The 16,813-nt window shown below is 43.0% G+C and carries 15 protein-coding genes and 1 riboswitch; of the genes, 10 read left to right on the forward strand and 5 right to left on the reverse strand.

Going from position 1 to position 16,813, the window contains the following annotated elements:
* Positions 1 to 43: 43 nt before the first annotated feature.
* On the reverse strand, positions 44 to 1,336 hold the full coding sequence (locus ACSSS3_RS05110; RefSeq protein WP_442846676.1) for an O-acetylhomoserine aminocarboxypropyltransferase/cysteine synthase family protein: 1,293 nt from the start codon (positions 1,334 to 1,336) through the stop codon (positions 44 to 46).
* 121 nt (positions 1,337 to 1,457) lie between these two features.
* Positions 1,458 to 1,565: riboswitch (SAM riboswitch) on the reverse strand.
* A 363-nt stretch (positions 1,566 to 1,928) separates the two neighbouring features.
* Here ACSSS3_RS05110 and metK point away from each other — a divergent pair.
* The 4 genes from metK (at position 1,929) to ACSSS3_RS05130 (ending at position 5,381) form a co-directional block, all read left to right on the forward strand.
* Positions 1,929 to 3,185, forward strand: a complete 1,257-nt coding sequence (gene metK, locus ACSSS3_RS05115; protein WP_228229032.1) for a methionine adenosyltransferase — start codon at positions 1,929 to 1,931, stop codon at positions 3,183 to 3,185.
* 144 nt (positions 3,186 to 3,329) lie between these two features.
* On the forward strand, positions 3,330 to 4,256 hold the full coding sequence (locus ACSSS3_RS05120; protein WP_442846677.1) for a 2-hydroxyacid dehydrogenase: 927 nt from the start codon (positions 3,330 to 3,332) through the stop codon (positions 4,254 to 4,256).
* Between the two features lie 61 nt (positions 4,257 to 4,317).
* Positions 4,318 to 4,989 (forward strand): DUF433 domain-containing protein, encoded by a 672-nt coding sequence (locus tag ACSSS3_RS05125; protein ID WP_442846678.1) that lies wholly within the window; start codon positions 4,318 to 4,320, stop codon positions 4,987 to 4,989.
* Positions 4,989 to 5,381 carry a hypothetical protein gene (locus ACSSS3_RS05130; RefSeq protein WP_442846679.1) on the forward strand — a complete coding sequence of 131 codons (393 nt, stop codon included), beginning with the start codon at positions 4,989 to 4,991 and terminating at the stop codon, positions 5,379 to 5,381. The genes ACSSS3_RS05125 and ACSSS3_RS05130 overlap by 1 nt, the downstream gene beginning before the upstream one ends.
* Before the next feature lie 93 nt (positions 5,382 to 5,474).
* Here ACSSS3_RS05130 and ACSSS3_RS05135 read toward each other — a convergent pair whose 3' ends face one another.
* The 3 genes from ACSSS3_RS05135 to ACSSS3_RS05145 form a co-directional block, all read right to left on the reverse strand.
* Positions 5,475 to 8,180: a carboxypeptidase regulatory-like domain-containing protein gene (locus tag ACSSS3_RS05135; protein WP_442846680.1), complete on the reverse strand. Its 2,706-nt coding sequence runs from the start codon at positions 8,178 to 8,180 to the stop codon at positions 5,475 to 5,477.
* Positions 8,181 to 8,216: 36 nt separating this feature from the next.
* A complete protein-coding gene (locus tag ACSSS3_RS05140; RefSeq protein ID WP_442846681.1) occupies positions 8,217 to 9,044 on the reverse strand; it encodes a GLPGLI family protein in 828 nt (275 codons plus the stop codon).
* 64 nt (positions 9,045 to 9,108) lie between these two features.
* Positions 9,109 to 9,930, reverse strand: coding sequence for a GLPGLI family protein (locus ACSSS3_RS05145; protein ID WP_442846682.1), 822 nt, complete (start codon positions 9,928 to 9,930; stop codon positions 9,109 to 9,111).
* Between the two features lie 126 nt (positions 9,931 to 10,056).
* Between ACSSS3_RS05145 and ACSSS3_RS05150 the strand changes: the two genes are divergently transcribed.
* The 6 genes from ACSSS3_RS05150 (at position 10,057) to ACSSS3_RS05175 (ending at position 15,786) form a co-directional block, all read left to right on the forward strand.
* Positions 10,057 to 11,544 carry a sensor histidine kinase gene (locus ACSSS3_RS05150; protein ID WP_442846683.1) on the forward strand — a complete coding sequence of 496 codons (1,488 nt, stop codon included), beginning with the start codon at positions 10,057 to 10,059 and terminating at the stop codon, positions 11,542 to 11,544.
* Complete coding sequence (locus ACSSS3_RS05155; protein WP_442846684.1) at positions 11,537 to 12,220, forward strand: response regulator transcription factor; 684 nt, start codon at positions 11,537 to 11,539, stop codon at positions 12,218 to 12,220. Before ACSSS3_RS05150 ends, ACSSS3_RS05155 begins: the two co-directional genes overlap by 8 nt.
* Before the next feature lie 6 nt (positions 12,221 to 12,226).
* Positions 12,227 to 13,114, forward strand: coding sequence for a hypothetical protein (locus tag ACSSS3_RS05160; RefSeq protein ID WP_442846685.1), 888 nt, complete (start codon positions 12,227 to 12,229; stop codon positions 13,112 to 13,114).
* Positions 13,115 to 13,195: 81 nt separating this feature from the next.
* Positions 13,196 to 14,002, forward strand: a complete 807-nt coding sequence (locus ACSSS3_RS05165) for a hypothetical protein (protein ID WP_442846686.1) — start codon at positions 13,196 to 13,198, stop codon at positions 14,000 to 14,002.
* A gap of 7 nt (positions 14,003 to 14,009) precedes the next feature.
* The gene (locus tag ACSSS3_RS05170) at positions 14,010 to 14,624 is read left to right on the forward strand and encodes a deoxynucleoside kinase (protein ID WP_099645817.1); all 615 of its coding nucleotides are present in this window, start codon (positions 14,010 to 14,012) and stop codon (positions 14,622 to 14,624) included.
* A gap of 16 nt (positions 14,625 to 14,640) precedes the next feature.
* Entirely contained in the window at positions 14,641 to 15,786 is a 1,146-nt protein-coding gene (locus tag ACSSS3_RS05175; protein WP_442846687.1) for a glycoside hydrolase family 53 protein, read from the forward strand.
* Here ACSSS3_RS05175 and ACSSS3_RS05180 read toward each other — a convergent pair.
* A complete protein-coding gene (locus ACSSS3_RS05180) occupies positions 15,776 to 16,804 on the reverse strand; it encodes an App1 family protein (RefSeq protein ID WP_442846688.1) in 1,029 nt (342 codons plus the stop codon). The genes ACSSS3_RS05175 and ACSSS3_RS05180 overlap by 11 nt on opposite strands.
* Positions 16,805 to 16,813: the final 9 nt, after the last annotated feature.

Consider the following 16,813-nt stretch of genomic DNA (forward strand, 5'->3'; position numbering starts at 1 on the left):
GACAGGCTCAGTTTGACACGAACACTAACTTTTAGCTTTATTATTAAGCATTTGCCGTTTTTTTAATCTGTGCAAAAGCTGCTTTTAAATCATTTTTTAAATCTTCAACATCTTCCAGACCTACCGAAAGACGGATCAAATCTTTGGTCACGCCGGTTGCTTCCTGCGCCTCGTCAGGCAATTGCTGATGCGTGGTGCTCGCGGGGTGAATAATTAAGGATTTGGTATCTCCAATATTTGCCAGAAGGGAAAAGATTTGCGTTTTATCGGCTACGGTTTTTGCGCCTTCAAAGCCACTCTTTAGGCCAAAAGTCACGATACCGCTTTGTCCTTTAGGCAGGTATTTTTGAGCCAAATCGTAATACGCACTGCTCTTGAGGCCGGGATAGTTTACCCAGGTTACTTCGGGCTGAGCTTCGAGCCATTCGGCCAGGGCCAAAGCATTCGCGCTGTGTTGCCTGATGCGTATCGTAAGGGTTTCCAAACCCTGAATGATCTGAAACGCGTTAAACGGACTCAATGCTGCACCGTGATCGCGTAAACCTTCAACCCGCACTTTCGCAATAAAAGCCGCAGGTCCTAAAGCCTCGTGGTAGACCAAACCATGATAACCGGCAGAAGGCTCGGTAAACTCCGGAAACTTTCCGCTAGACCAGTCAAAGGTACCGGCATCTATGATAGCACCGCCTAATGAGGTTCCGTTGCCGTTGATGTATTTAGTTAACGAGTGAATCACAATATTCGCCCCGTGTTTGATGGGGTTCAGCAAAGCCGGTGTAGCGACGGTGTTGTCTACAATAAGTGGAACGCGGCTTTCTTTCGCGACAGCGGAAATCGCTTCGAGATCCAGTACATCCAATTTTGGGTTACCCAAAGATTCTACGAAAACCGCACGGGTGTTCTCCTGTACTGCATTTTTAAAACTAGAAGCCTCTGAGGGGTCTACAAAAGTGGTGGTGATCCCAAATCGCGGAAGCGTTACGCTAAGCAAATTGTAGGTCCCGCCATACAAACTGCTGGAGGCCACGATATGATCTCCTGCACGCAGCAAGGTAAGCAGGGCGGTGTTGATCGCCGCCGTACCTGACGCGGTTACCACCGCACCGATACCGCCTTCAAGGGCAGCCAGACGTTGCTCGAGAATATCGTTTGTGGGATTGTTCAAACGGGTGTAAATGTAACCCGGCTGAGAAAGGTTGAATAAACCCGCCGCGTGGTCTGAGTCGTTAAAAACGTAGCTGGTGGTTTGATAAATAGGCACCGCGCGGGTACCGCCGTTAACTGTAGTGTCGTGACCGGCGTGTAGCGCCTGAGTCGAAAATTGGTGCGTACTCATTTTTCTGTTTTTTTGAGTTGAAAATAAATTAAACCCAAAGTCTGCTGCCGGCCTTCGGCATCATTTACAAGAAAAATGTTATTAAGAAATCAATAAAGTCATTTAAAGAAAAATGACTCGTTAGTTATCTATCATCAGCAGCGCTGTTGTAGAATGTAGCACCTTCATCCCGGGGGAAGGGTTGCTAAGGCTTCACAGGGTCTAATCCCTCCGCCTTTCTTGATAACATTTCAGTAAAAGTATGAACTTTGTGAGGTACAAAGATTGCAAAACCTTTTATAGATATGCAAACAAAAGCAGGGAAATTTTAAGAAGCGTAAATTTTTCACAAGATTACACCATGCGTTTTGTAATACTTTCAAAATCCCTACATTTGCCGCTCAAAAGAGGAAAGATTTGACTGATTGCAACCTCTTAAATCAAAACTATTTTGATTTAAAAAAATGCTAAAGGCAGTAACCACACTACCCTACGCGGCATTTGTCAAATCTTTCCCAAACGACTCACAGCAACTTTTACGCGCGCTAAAAACGCGAAAAAGATCTGGTTTCAAAACGTTTAATGTGCCACATTGTGGTTAAAAATTGCTTAGATGGCTTATCTATTTACCTCAGAAAGCGTGTCTGAAGGACACCCCGATAAAATCGCAGATCAAATCAGCGATACCCTACTCGATAACTTTTTAGCTTTTGACCCCGAGTCTAAGGTTGCCTGCGAAACCCTGGTAACCACAGGTCAGGTTGTACTTGCCGGAGAGGTGAAAAGCAATACCTATATCGATGTGCAAAACATCGCACGCGGCGTAATCAATGACATTGGGTACACCAAAGGTGCCTACCAGTTTAGCGGTGACAGCTGCGGTGTGATTTCGCTTATTCACGAGCAATCGCAAGACATCAATCAGGGTGTGGACCGCGCTTCAAAAGAAGAGCAGGGTGCTGGTGATCAGGGGATGATGTTTGGCTATGCCACCAAAGAAACCGAGAATTATATGCCGCTTGCGTTAGATATTTCGCACCGCATTATGATCGAACTGGCTAAGCTGCGCCGCGAGGAAAAAGACATTACCTATTTACGTCCTGACGCCAAAGCTCAGGTGACTATTGAGTATTCTGACGACAATGTGCCGCAAAAGATAGTCGCTATTGTAGTTTCTACCCAGCACGATGAGTTTGATGAGGACGAAAAAATGCTGGCTAAAATCAAAAAAGATATTATCTCGATATTGATTCCACGTGTTAAAGATGCATTGCCTGAAGAGCTTGCAAAACTGTTTAACGACGAGATTATCTACCACATAAACCCAACCGGAAAATTTGTAATTGGAGGTCCGCACGGAGATTCAGGCCTTACCGGACGTAAAATTATCGTAGACACCTACGGCGGAAAAGGTGCGCACGGGGGTGGTGCTTTCAGCGGTAAAGACCCCAGTAAAGTAGACCGTTCTGCAGCATACGCGGCGCGTCATATCGCTAAAAACCTGGTTGCAGCCGGTGTTGCTGATGAAGTTTTGGTACAGGTTTCGTACGCCATTGGTGTGGTTGAGCCTACTTCAATCTTTGTAGACACCTACGGTTCTAAAAACGTATCGCTTAGCAATGGTGAAATCGCTGCAAAAGTGCGTGAGTTATTTGATATGCGCCCAGCTGCAATTGAAGAACGTCTTAAACTGCGTAACCCTATCTACCGCGAGACTGCCGCTTACGGCCATATGGGGAAAGATCCGCAAATCCTAACCAAAGTGTTTGAAAGCCCTTACAGCGGTCGTGTAGAAAAAGAAGTGGAATTATTTACCTGGGAAAAACTGGACTATGTAGACCGGGTTAAAGAAGCCTTTGGGATAGTTTAGAAACATCCATCCCCAACCCTTCCTTCAAAGGAAGGGAGCTCGAATTTAAAAAGCCTCCCCTTGGAAGGGGAGGTTGGAGGGGATGTTCCACTTAAAAATACGATTGAGAACTTTTTTCTAAATTGTACCTAAACATCTCCATATATGGCTCTGCTACTTATTCGCAACAACAAAGATTACGAGGCGTGGATTGACGCCCTTCACGAAGCTGATCCTTCACTTGAAGTCCTAACTCCCGAAACGGTAAAAGACCCTAATTCGGTTACGATGGCGGTTACCTGGAAAGCCCCAAACGGCAGCTTTGAGCCCTATCCCAATCTTAAAGTCATCGGTTCTATGGGTGCGGGGGTTGATCATTTGTTCAACGATCCCTCCTTGCCTAAAGATGTCACCCTGACGCGTGTGGTAGATGAAAAGCTTGCCAGCGATATGGAGGAATTTGTGCTGACTTTATGCCTGAGCCATATTAAAAATCTGCCTTTGTACCGCAACCTGCAGGATCAAACCCAATGGAAGCCCACCCAGTATAAGCGTGTACCAGATGTACAGGTTGGTATTCTCGGTTTTGGAACCCTGGGGCAGGCGGTAGGACAGGCGCTTCAGCAAACCGGTTTTCAGGTAAGTGGCTGGTCGCATTCGCGAAAAGAAATCGAAGGCATCAAAAGCTATACCCAGGATGAGCTGGATGATTTTTTAGCGCAAGCTGAAATTCTAGTGTGCTTACTCCCGCTGACTGAAGAAACGGAAGGTATTTTAAACGCCTCCCTGTTCAGCAAACTCCCTAAAGGTGCCTACCTCATCAACGTTGCCCGCGGCGGACATCTGGTTGATGCAGATTTGATTGAAGCCTTAGATAAAGACCACTTAAGCGGTGCCGCTTTGGATGTATTTCATACAGAACCCCTGCCCGAAGATCATCCATTCTGGAACCGAAAAGACATACTGATCACTCCGCACGTTGCCAGTATGAGCAACGCCGCTTCGGTCGCACCGCAAATTGCAGAGAATTACCGAAGGATGGAAAAAGGCGAAGAATTAAAGAACACGGTTTCGCAGAAAAAGGGGTATTAACGAATATTTGTATACTCTTTAAGTATTGGTTTTTCTAGACATTTAAACTACTTTTACTACTATGTCTGAAACTCAAGAAATTATAGATATCGGAAACGGCTTTTACACTATTAGTGATATAGCCGGCATTCTAAGCATTCCAAGAACCAAAGTGAGTTACTTGGTTAGAAAGTATTGGAATGGCAAAATCAAAAATTATAGAAATCATAATTTTATCTATGACATAGATGGGGCTCTTTCGGTTAATTTTCAGACATTAATCGAATTGAAAGTTTTTTACACGCTAAAAGAATTTGGAATATCCTACCAAAAGGTTTTCGAGGTTCATAAATTTTTATCCGAGGAGATTAATACAAATTATCCTTTTGCTCATTCAACTTTGTATGCCTCTGGATCAGATATTTTGTTCGAATACCGTGACAAAACATTGATTAAAGCCGATTCTGCAAAGCAACTCGCTATTAGAGATATTATTGAGCCTTTTTCTCAAAAAATTGAATATAACTCGAAAAAAATTGCAAAAGCATTTTATCCATTGGGTAAAAAACACAATGTAATCGTAGATCCGGTCCATCAATTTGGTGAACCTACAATAAAAGGAACTAATATTCTTACAAGCACAATTTATCAAATGTATAAAGATGGTGATACAATTGATTTAATTTCCGAAATATATCAAATTGATAATTTGAGTATTAAAGATGCAATTGAATTTCACGAAAAGGCTGCATAATGAAGCTTTATTTCGATGAGAATTTCCCCCCTGCTATACCTAAAGCATTAAATTCACTAGAAATTCATGAACCTGAGAATGAAATTTTTTCTACATCTTCAGAATTTAAAACTGGAATAAAAGATCAACTTCTAATAAAGAAAATAGGAGACAACAAAGGCATTTGGATTACGTTCGATCGTAAGGCGTTAAAAGCTCACTATAAGGTTTTAAAACGTTACAAAGTTTCCGTCTTTGCTTTTGAGTTTGGCAGCCATAAATATTGGGAAAAAATATATTTAGTTTTAAAGCACTGGAAAAAAATTAAAGTAATTCTAAGTGAAAGAAAAGATGATTCATTTTATATGTACCGCATTACAAAAACTAAAATTGTGGAGGTAAAGCAAAACTGACAACTTGAATAAAGCCTATTCTCCTAAAATCAAAAACCCGGGAACTTCAATTGAGTCTCCGGGTTTTCTTCTTAACGCTACTAAAATTGCTTTCTATAAGTTGTATCGCACCGAGAGCATTACGATGCGGGGCATCACAAAATACTCGGTTGTGGTGCTGAAATTTTCATTGAAACTATCGTTGTTCAACGAGTCTACATTCAGCAAATTGGTGCCATCCAGACGGAATTCCCATTTGCTTTCGGGTTTTTGATACCGCAACGAGGCTTCAAAAAACGAATATTCGTTTTGTACCGTGTCGTCTTTATCAAAATAGTTGTAATAACTCCAGTCTGCCGTAAAGGTAAAGCCTTTTAAGAATCGTACATCTACATTGGCAAAAGGACGGTCTGTAAAAAAGGTACGATCGCTGTTTCCATTTTGATAGTTGTTGATGCTTCGGTTGTAGCCCAACTCAAAGTTAGGCGCGTTCTTAAAATTGGTCTCCACACTCGCCGTATAATTCTGTGTGAAATTTTGCGACAAAGCCGGTTCATTATTTACAATATTATTGAGTTCGCTATACGAAACGTTTCCGCTTAAATTAGCTTTCCACTTTCTAAAGGTCTTTTGAAAACGCCCGTTTGCACTCAAAACCTCGTCTACAAAATTGCTGTTGATGGGCGACGAAGCCTGGTTGATGCTGTTTATCGCGGTCTGATTCTTAATAGCATCAATACGACGGGTATAACTCACGCCCCCATTCAGGTTTGTAAAGTTGAACATATTGAAGTTGAAATAATTGAGGCTGGCCGTATGAAAAATCGCATTCTCAATATCGCGGTTACCGCGAAACATACGGTTGTAGTTATTAAAAACATAGCCTTCGGCGAAATTGTTGACGTCTGTGTAGTCTGCCGTCATTTGATAATTAAGGCGTAGGCTTTCGCTTTGCTTAAATTCTGCAATTGCAAAAAGATCGGGAAGCAATTTAAACTGATTGTTCCCGGTTTCTCTTCCCAACTGCACCGATGACACATCGTATCTATGCAGCGTAAGACCGGGTGTAATGGTAAAAATTCCGGTTTTAAACTTGTAATGCGCCCCTACAAAAACGTCACTAAATTTAAAGGTCACATCATTATTAAGCGTGTCTCCTACAAAGTTGTTGACGGTTCCGTCCTGTAAAATCTGAAATATGTTAGAATTGAAATCCTGTCTGCTCTGGGTCGTACCTAAAGTGAGGTTGAGATTGCTTTTATCGTTGATGACGTAATAATAATCAATCTTACTGTCCAGCTTACTGGTCTTGATGAGCTTGTCCTGATTGATATCAAAACGCGTTTTGCTTTGAAGCGTGTCTAGCGGAAGAATTGCTGTAAAGGGCTGCTGCGAAACCACTGCATTGTAAAACGGATCTTCATTTTGATACAAATGCTGTACAAAACCGGCAAAAATATTCTTGTCGTCAAGCGTATAATACGCGTTTAAGTTTTGATTTAAACTAAAGGGGTCATTGTCTTTTTGCTCGGTGATCGGGTTGTTTACGATGCCGTCCTCATCGGTGAAAATTGAAAGTGCATCGGTCATTTCAGATTGTTGCGATTTTTTGGCCAAAACATCGTAATCTATTTGCAGCTTATCGTTGGGTTTGTAGATGCTGCTGAATTTTGCCATCGCCAGCTGGTTGCTTTGGTTGCTGGTTTCAGAATTTACCTCCGTTGCTTCGGTGGCGATGTAATTGCGCAGGGAGCGCTGCATAAAATCGGTTGAATTGTCGCTAAACAAGGTAAAACCGCTCAAATCCCAGGCATCTGAAGCCTCGTAACTGAAGTTCGCCGCAGCAAAATTGGTTTCGATCATCTGGGCACGGTTATTTTGGGTAACCAAAAAGCCCAAACCGCTGTCTGAAATATTGAATGAAGTTCCCCCGCGTTGGTTAAAATTGCGGAAACCTCCCGTAAAATTGAAGTAATCCCGAAACGTGAACGGCACGTCACCGGTATTGTTAGTATTCCCAATAATGTTGATGCTGCCTTTAGGGCTGTAGTAAAACAACTTGGCACTGCCCAGATAGCGGGTTTCTCCCCCGTCGCCAATGCCGCCCTGCACTTCGCCAAACCAAAAATTCTTCTTGCCTTCTTTAAGCTTCAGGTTGATCGCCACATTGTTCTGGTCGTTACCCAAACCACGCATCTGGTCAACCTCATTGTAATTTTTCAAAACTTCCACTTTTTTCAAAGCATCAGCCGGAATGTTTTTAACCGCCAGCTTCGAGCTGCCGTCAAAAAAATCCTTTCCTTCGATCATCACTTTAGAAACGGTCTGCCCTTCCACCTGAATCTGCCCGTCTTCGTCTACGGTCACCCCGGGAAGTTTTTTAAGCACGTCGCCCAGTTTCTGCTCGGTTCCGTTGGTAAAACTGTCGGTATTGTAGACGATGGTATCGCCCCGAACCACAACCGGCATTTCGTAAACGATCTCCACGTCATCAAGCTGGTTTGCCGCAGGCATCAACACAAAATCAAGATCGATATCTGCTGCATCTTTAGCAATCGTAAGTTCTTTTGTAGTGGGTGCCAATCCCAGGAAACTGGCAACCAGTGAATACCCGGCACCGGTGGGCAGGTTAAACTGATAGCGTCCTTCAGAATTGGAAATCGCATAGGATTCCATTTCGCCGGTATCGGCGCGGGTGGCAATAACATTAGCCAGCTCGAGCGGTGTGCCGATGCTGTCTTTTACCGTACCGCTTACGCGTACGCTTTGGGCTTTCACCGTAAGGCTAAGCAACAGAAAAAAGGTGAAAATGTATTTCATGAATTTTGGTTGATTGTGAATGTAGTTTGCGTTGATCTAGCCTCTTCCACCACCGAAACCGCCGCGACCTCCGCCAAAACGCTCACTCATTTCTTTGGTTTTTTCGGCCACCACTTTTTCATATTCGGCACGGCTAATCTCATCGCCTTTTTTAGGCATCTCGATGTCGAGACCCTCCTTAGGATTGATGACAATTTTGTTGCATAAAATCACGGTGGGACCGGCGCTTACTTCGAGAATCAAACCGGGTAAACCCCAGTATTCATCAGGCCCCTGGCTTACGGGAATTTGAGGCGTGTACCAGGCCGTAATCACCATTTCCTTAGGCGCCTCTGAGGCTGTAGTATCTGCATTACGACTGCGTCGCATCGCATCCCAGGGGTTTTGTTCTGCTTTTTTTACCGCAGTAGCCTTAAAAGCTGCATACTGACCTATCATTTTGCTTTCTTTTTCAAGCTTCCAGTCCAGTTTTGCGAGCGTGTCTTTAACGAGAAAGGTTTTGCCCATCAGTTCGTTTTGACGTGCGTAAATATCCTCGGCGATATTTTTATAGATTCCGCCTTGCGAAAAACCGCCACCCATAAAGCGCATTCCGCCACCCGCACCGGGAGCTTCCAGTTTTTCTTCCTCTTCATAAATAGATTCATCTTTACTGAAAGAAAGCGTAAAGGTCTTCTCCAGACGGCTTTTCATACGTTCGGCGATTTGCTTCTTCATCTGCTCGCTCATCTCGCGACCGCCGAAATTGCTCATATCGAACGAAGTTTTAGACTGATAAGTAGCGATGCCGCCATCAAATTTTTGAGCCTGAACAGGCAACGCAAGTAATACTGCAAAGACCAGGAGTATGCTGTAGATTTTCATAAGTCAACATGTTTATCGCATTTGGACTCCTGATTTTCAAATAGGTTTAACAGCAGTTTTTAAGTTAACCCCCAATTTTTATGGTGAAGGTTTTACCGTCTTCGCCGTTGCTGCTGTTGCGCTCAAGCCACTCGTTCATCTTCTCTTCCTGAATGGCTTTCATACTGGCTTCGTCAACAATTTTACCGCCTTCAGGGGCTTCGATTACTATCTTATCCTCGGGGTTGAGCACGATCTGGCTGCACATAATGCTTTCTTTGCCGTCCTGCACTTCCAGAATAAGACCGGGCAGACCCCAGTTCATCGCCGGGCCGTGACTCACAGGAATTTGCGGCGTGTACCAGGCGGTAATGGTTTTGGTAAAGGTGGTGTCTTTGGTTTTCATGGAATCAGACTCAAAGGTCTGGCTGTTCACCTCTTCGGTGCGGGTGGCTTTAAAACAGGTATAATCGCCGATGGATTTGGTTTCTTTTTCCAGTTTCCAGTCGGGTTTCTGCAGGCTGTCCTGCACCAGGAAGATTTTACCCAATACATCTTCCTGCCGCTCGTAGCGCCTGGCTGCCGTATTTTTATAGAGAATATCGCGGCTTTGACTCACTTTTATCTGAAATCCGCCGGAAGCGCCCAAATCAGGTTTGGCCAGCTTTTCATCTTCTTTGTAAAGCGATTGATTGCGGTCAAATGTGAGGATGTAGGTTTTCTCAAATTGCTTTTTAAGCTGATCGGCGATCTGTTGCTGCATCGCATCGGTCATATTCTTACCTTCCATTTTAAGATCAACCTGACGTCTGGACTTGTAAGTGGCGACGCCCTGAAAATCCTGAGCGCTTAGCGCTTCCGCGAAAGCGAGAACGAAGACGAGGATAGATAGCATTTTAAAATTCATAACTGTTTGATTTTTGATTGATTTCTGAAGCAAAGATGATTAGGAAATCTATATCAAAGCGTTAACCAGTGTTAACGTGTGTTAAGCGAAAAGACCGCACAAAAATATTCGGCCTATTTTTGAACTATGCAAAACAAGAAATACACCTACCTCATCTACTTTATTGCCGCAGTGATCGCTGCGACTTTAGCCATTCAGGTGTATTGGAATTTTAAGAATTATCAGGCAGGTAAGCAACAACTCATTAACGAAGTACAAAGCAGTCTCGACCTCGCTATTGACAATTATTTTATTGATTTAGCCGAAAAAAATACCGTTGGTCTTGCTTACGACGGGGATATTCTCAACAATAAAGGACTGGACACGATTACCAAGCGCCTGGATTTTTCAACTGATGGGCTAAGCGGTCTCGACAGTATTAATCCTGAAGATTTACACGAAATTAAAATTTTCAGAGGTTTGCGTGCCCTAAATATAGATACGCTGGCTTCCAGCATTAAAATCACTTCAGACGACCGTAAAGATGTGGTCGAATCCTTTTTAAACCCGCGGAATACAGACAGCCTTAAAGGAAAGTTTGCCCTCGCCAACCGCATCATCATTTCCATAACTACCGATTCTATTGAGATTCCCGAGATGAACAGGTATATCAGAGAGCAGCTAGATCAGAAAAAACTGGATCTGGACTATGCGTATCGCTTTCTTAAAAAGAACGGCACCAATCAACCCTATAACCTCAACAAAATTGATACAACCGCGCTCCAAGCCGAGGCCAAATCGGCCTACCTCCCTAACAAAAGCAACTTCACCCTCTATTACAGTAATATTGCCGGCACAGTATGGCAACGCAACCTTTTAGGTATTTTGCTTTCTGCATTATTGGTCGCTTCGGTCATTGCCTGCCTGTTGTTTTTACTCAACATCATCAAACGTCAAAAACAACTCGCCGAAGTTAAAAATGACCTCATCAGCAACATTACCCACGAGTTTAAAACGCCCATCGCCACCATCAGTGTAGCTTTAGAAGGCATTAAAAATTTCAATACCAAAAACGACCCGGTGAAGACCGGCAACTACGTCAATACTTCGGCAAACCAGCTGAATAAACTCTCGATGATGGTCGAAAAACTATTGGAAACCGCAACGCTTGACGGTGATGATCTTTCGCTGAATATCGAAGCCATCAACCTAAACGAACTCTTACAAAACCTCATCAATAAGCATCAAACGCTCGCTCCCCAAAAAAACTTTAGGTTTCAGCACCCGGAAAACGGTATCATTCTGAACGCCGATCCTTTTCACCTGGAAAACGCGCTCAACAATTTACTGGATAACGCGGTGAAATATGGGGGCGAAATCATTTCGGTAACTTTAAAATCCGTTGCTAAAGAGGTTATAATCGAGGTGGCAGATTCGGGCAATACGCTGGGTAGAGCCGAAGCCAAACAGCTTTTCGAGAAATTTTATCGGGTGCCAAAAGGCAACACCCACGATGTAAAAGGCTTTGGCATTGGGCTTTACTACACCAAAAAAATCATTGAAAAACACGGCGGAAGCATAAACGTTGCCACTGCGCCACAAACCACCTTTAAAATCGAACTTCCCCATGGCTAAAAAAACCTACATCCTGCTTGCTGAAGATGAAGCCGCTCTGGGCCAGATCGTCAAAGAAAGTCTGGAAACCCGTGATTTTAAGGTTGACCTTGCCGAAGACGGGGAAAAGGCATTAAAACTGGCAACCCAAAACAACTACGATGCTCTGGTGCTGGATGTGATGATGCCTAAAAAAGACGGTTTTACTCTGGCCAAAGAAATTCGTTTGCAGGACGATAGCATTCCCATCATTTTTCTCACTGCAAAATCGCAAACTGCAGACGTGGTAGAAGGCTTCAGTATCGGTGGCAACGATTACCTCAAGAAGCCCTTTAGTATGGAAGAGCTTATTGTGCGCATTCACAATCTGGTGAGCCGCAAAACGCTTCAGAAAAACACCGAATTGCTAGAGATTGGTGGCTACCTTTTCAACTTCCCCAAACAAACACTGCAGTATCGGGATGACGAACTCGTTTTGCTCACGCATCGCGAAGCACATTTGCTGTTTCACCTCATCAAAAATAAAAATCAGGTGCTTGACCGTAGCCTCATCCTCAATAAACTGTGGAATTCTGACGATTTTTTTGCCGCCCGCAGTATGGATGTGTTTATCTCAAAACTGCGTAAAAAACTGGCTCAGGACGAAAGCATTCAAATCATCAACGTACGCGGTTACGGGTATAAATTGACCTGCTAAAACCTAATGAAAACGATCTTTATTTCTATACTTATTCTATTTCACGTTTCCTTAAACCTATATTCTCAAGATTCAGAATACTCTGGTTTTACTTTTGAAAATTTCGAAAGTGAAGTCCTAGAATATGATCCACTGCAAAGACCTGGAGTCTCTGATACCGATTATTCGACAGGTAAAGTTGTTTTATCCCAAACCAAAATAGCGGTCAAAAACAAAGTAGAAAATTTCAATACAGCTGATTATTGGAATATAATTTTTGCGTTAAGAAAACTTCAGGAAGACAAAAATTCATGGGTGATAGCATTTCGCAAAATGGCAGAATCTGGAAAAGGTTGTGATTATCTAAAGGAGTTTAGGGATCTCGCAGGTTTTTACGAAGAAATCAAACCTTTATATGATCAGTACCTGATAAACTGTGATGTGATAAAAGACTCAAATTTTGATTTAGAAACTTATTGTAATGAGCACAAGCTGGATTTAAAATTGATCCAATTAATTGATTTAATACGTTCCAACGATCAAAAATTCAGATCTGAAAATATCGACGAATTCGAACTTAGGCAAAAAGAATTGGATTCTCAAAACTTAAAAGGTATTGATTCATTATACAAGAAGCACAAGCGATATTTAGGATCTTCATTGGTTGGGCCTCAATTTAAAAATGTAATGTGGCTTGTAATACAGCACTCCAACGTAAAAACAATAGAGCTTTATTTACCTGTCATCGGCAATGCTGTAGCAGCCGGAGAACTTGAATCGTCGCCTTTGAAGATGTTGATCGATCGTATTTACTCTTCAAAATATGACTATCAGATTTACGGAACACAAATGGGAGTTCCAATAGCCAACGACTCAATCAGACAAACCGTAATTGAAAAATTTAACTTGAAATAATTAAGTTTAGCAAACTCAGATCAATGTAAAAACTTATCTGAACTGCTGAAAATTCTTTTAACAAAGCGCTTAGCACCTTTTTTGTATTTTTCCGAAATGCGGCTACTGGTCTTTTTACTACTCATGCTTCCCGGTTTATCCTTTGCTCAGGAAGCCACTGCTGTTGCGGCAAGTGTGCTGGATACTCTAACACCGCTAAAGGCAGATCAATTTATAGGTGTTGATTCCTATGACAACATCTATTACCTGAAAGGACGGGCGCTTTTTAAAGCCGGAACGAATCAAAGCATTCAATTTAGCGATTTGAGACTGGGAGAAATCAGCACGGTAGATATTTTAAATCCGTTAAAGATTACCGTCTTTTACGCCGAAACCCAGACCGCTGTTATTCTTGATAACACCCTGAATGAGATTACCCGCGTTACTTTTAGCGAACTCGAAAACTTCAGAAATGTAAGCCACGCCCGTACTGCTAGGGATGGTCAGGTTTGGATTTTCAATACCGACTTGCAGCGCCTGGAGCTTTTTGATTACCGCACCAACCGCATTCTGAGTGATTTTCTTCCGCAACCCGATAACGCGCTTGATCTGGCCAGCGATTTTAATACCTGCTGGGTACTTACATCAAATTGGCTCTATCAATACAACGCCTACGGCAGTTTAATCTCCAAACAGGCAATAGCCGATTTTGATAGGATAGCGCTTTATGATGAACAGCTCTTCGTACTTCAAAACGGGAAACTTTTCGCGAAAGCTAAAACTCAAAACAGCCTATGCCCTGTAAAAAACATCCCTGAAGCGGGTTTTCAGTTTTATTACAAGGGCGGAATCCTCTATCTTTACCGTTCTGCTTTTATAAGCTACTATAACCTTAATCTACCTAAATAAAATACTCATGCACGTAGCCATTGCCGGGAATATAGGCGCAGGAAAAACAACCCTTACAAGACTTCTTGCAAAACATTACAACTGGCAGCCGCAGTTTGAAGATGTAGTAGACAATCCCTATCTCGATGACTTTTACAACGCGATGGAACGCTGGTCTTTTAACCTGCAGGTGTACTTTTTAAACAGTCGTTTCAGACAGCTATTAGAGATCAAAGACAGCGGGAAAGACGTGATTCAGGATCGTACGATCTATGAAGACGCCTATATTTTTGCTCCTAACCTGCACGCGATGGGCTTGCTTACAAACCGGGATTTTAATAACTACCGTTCCCTCTTTGAACTGATGGAGAGTGTGGTCGCAGGTCCTGATTTGCTGATCTACCTGCGCAGCAGCATCCCCAATCTGGTAGCCCAGATTCACAAACGCGGCCGCGAGTATGAAAATTCGATTTCTATTGACTATTTAAGCCGACTCAACGAGCGTTACGAAGCCTGGATTCACGATTACAACAAAGGGAACCTTCTCATTATCGATGTGGACAACGTAAACTTTGTAGACAATCCCGAAGATTTGGGGAATATTATCAATAAGATTGACGCCGAGATCAACGGACTTTTTTAACCAAAACAGTATCACTTTGAACTATTTCCGGGTTTTTATAATGCTGCTAGCCCTTATTACAGCTTGCCAGAGTGAAAAACCTACATCCAAAACCATTGCCCAGCCGCGATTACCCATTTTAGGGGCCGACCTTTCCTATGTCAATGAGATTGAAGACTGTGGCGCCTATTACACAGCAGAAGGAGATACGATTGATCCCTACTCCTATTTTGCTGAGCGGGGAGCAAATGTGATTCGGTTACGCTTGTGGCACGCTCCCGAGCACTCGCCCTATTCCAATTTTGAGGATGTCAAAAAATCAATCAGACGGGCGCACGAGGCTGGAGTCGCTGTGCTGCTTGATTTTCATTATTCCGATTTTTGGGCAGACCCGCATAAACAGGTGCGACCCAAAGCCTGGGCAGGTATTACCGATGATCGTATTTTAGCAGATAGTATTTACAACTACACTTTTGAAACTCTGGTCAGTCTTGCTGAAGAAAACCTGTTACCGCAATGGGTTCAGGTAGGTAATGAAACCAATATTGAAATCCTTCAGCCACTTGATACTATCATTATTGATACAATTAACTGGTCACGCAACGCGATGCTGCTTAACAGCGGTTTGAAAGCCGTAAGCGATGCAGAAAGGGCTTTTTCAAGCGAAATCAAAAGCGTGTTACACATCGCTCAGCCTGAAAATGCCCTGAACTGGTTCCGCAAAGCGGAAGAATACCGGGTGACTGATTTTGACATCATCGGTCTTTCGTATTACTCCAAATGGTCCACCTATCCTATTGAAGAATTGTCAATTGCGATTGATTCGTTAAAGACCCGGTTTAAAAAAGAGGTAGTGATTGTGGAAACCGCCTATCCTCATAGTCTTAATAATGCCGATGCCGCCGGAAATATTCTGGGTGAAGACGCGTTGATTGAAGGCTACACTGCAACACCCGAAGGTCAAAAAAACTACATGCTGCAGCTAACTCAAAATGTTTTGGATGCCGGCGGCCTTGGAGTTATGTATTGGGAGCCTGCCTGGGTAACTTCATCCTGTTCCACACCCTGGGGCACCGGTTCGCATTGGGATAATGCCACGTTTTTTGACGCTTCACAAAGCAATGGGGCGTTACCGGTTTTTGAGTTTTTTGACCCAAAAAACTATTCCATTCCTATTGAATAAGGCCAATCTCCCTTGCATGTTCTTCAGCAGTCTGACTGTCTTTAACCAGCAATGCAGGAGTAAGCTCAAAACTTTCTATAAGTCCGCGTACGCGAAAAACCCGCTTTTCGTGATTTACACTTCGCAGATAAATCGCCTTGATTCGCTCGGGGTATTCCTCGGCGATCTCAATATAAATATCAGCATCGTGCTCGCCACTATCCCCAATAAGAACAAATTGCATATTGGGATAGGTTTTTAAAATATTGCGTATTTCGTGTTGTTTATGGGGTTTTTCGGGTTTTGGAGTGCGGTCAAATGGCGTTCTAAAATCACGAAGTAGAATTGCTCCTTTCGGAAAGTCATTGTGCTTAATAAAGGCTTCCAGGTATTTGTATAGATTCCACGGACTGTTACTTACATAAAACATAGGATTTGCCGCTTTACCTGATTTGCCCTGATGCAGTTTGGTATAAAAGCTGGAAGCTCCTTTGAATGGGGAGCGCTTTTGCACTCCGGTAAAAAGCGTATTTAAAATGACACGCCATTTTAAAAGCGAGGTGACACCGGTTTTTAAAATGGTATCGTCAATATCGCTGATCACACCATATTCTGCTTTTTCAGAAGGAATAAGCATCTGCCCCGAAAAGCGATTGTTGTTTTTGATGAGGCGTTTTTGATTTTCATCATCATAAGCCAGTTCCACCTGCAACCAACCCTCTTCATTGGTAAGTGTTCTAAGGCCCTTGAGCTTTTGATCTACTTTAAAATAACCCTCTGCATCGGTTTTGGTATACAAAACCTGATCATCAGGCAGACGTATTTTAATTTTTGCGTGCGGCAGTTCATCACTGCGAAACTGATGCCAGGCATTTTTAAAAACACTGGCCACTCCTGTTTTATCCAGATCAACACCTTCATCCTCAAGTGCGCGACCTAAAAGATATAAATGTTCATCAGTACCATAACTTTGGTAACCGTGAATTTGCAGGGGGTCTTTCGCCCGTAATCTCAGGCGTTGTAGTATATCTTTAAGCATACTATAAGT

It is taken from the genome of Leeuwenhoekiella sp. H156, assembly GCF_052218455.1.
GTDB classification, from domain to species: Bacteria; Bacteroidota; Bacteroidia; order Flavobacteriales; family Flavobacteriaceae; genus Leeuwenhoekiella; species Leeuwenhoekiella parthenopeia.

Excerpts from the sequence above, each read along its gene's own strand:
- ACSSS3_RS05140 (WP_442846681.1), bottom strand. The coding sequence starts at position 9,044 with ATGAAAATCTACAGCATACTCCTGGTCTTTGCAGTATTACTTGCGTTG.
- ACSSS3_RS05180 (WP_442846688.1), bottom strand. The coding sequence starts at position 16,804 with ATGCTTAAAGATATACTACAACGCCTGAGATTACGGGCGAAAGACCCC.
- ACSSS3_RS05145 (WP_442846682.1), bottom strand. The coding sequence starts at position 9,930 with ATGAATTTTAAAATGCTATCTATCCTCGTCTTCGTTCTCGCTTTCGCG.
- ACSSS3_RS05130 (WP_442846679.1), top strand. The coding sequence starts at position 4,989 with ATGAAGCTTTATTTCGATGAGAATTTCCCCCCTGCTATACCTAAAGCA.
- ACSSS3_RS05125 (WP_442846678.1), top strand. The coding sequence starts at position 4,318 with ATGTCTGAAACTCAAGAAATTATAGATATCGGAAACGGCTTTTACACT.
- ACSSS3_RS05170 (WP_099645817.1), top strand. The coding sequence starts at position 14,010 with ATGCACGTAGCCATTGCCGGGAATATAGGCGCAGGAAAAACAACCCTT.
- ACSSS3_RS05110 (WP_442846676.1), bottom strand. The coding sequence starts at position 1,336 with ATGAGTACGCACCAATTTTCGACTCAGGCGCTACACGCCGGTCACGAC.
- ACSSS3_RS05155 (WP_442846684.1), top strand. The coding sequence starts at position 11,537 with ATGGCTAAAAAAACCTACATCCTGCTTGCTGAAGATGAAGCCGCTCTG.
- ACSSS3_RS05160 (WP_442846685.1), top strand. The coding sequence starts at position 12,227 with ATGAAAACGATCTTTATTTCTATACTTATTCTATTTCACGTTTCCTTA.
- metK (WP_228229032.1), top strand. The coding sequence starts at position 1,929 with ATGGCTTATCTATTTACCTCAGAAAGCGTGTCTGAAGGACACCCCGAT.
- ACSSS3_RS05150 (WP_442846683.1), top strand. The coding sequence starts at position 10,057 with ATGCAAAACAAGAAATACACCTACCTCATCTACTTTATTGCCGCAGTG.
- ACSSS3_RS05135 (WP_442846680.1), bottom strand. The coding sequence starts at position 8,180 with ATGAAATACATTTTCACCTTTTTTCTGTTGCTTAGCCTTACGGTGAAA.
- ACSSS3_RS05120 (WP_442846677.1), top strand. The coding sequence starts at position 3,330 with ATGGCTCTGCTACTTATTCGCAACAACAAAGATTACGAGGCGTGGATT.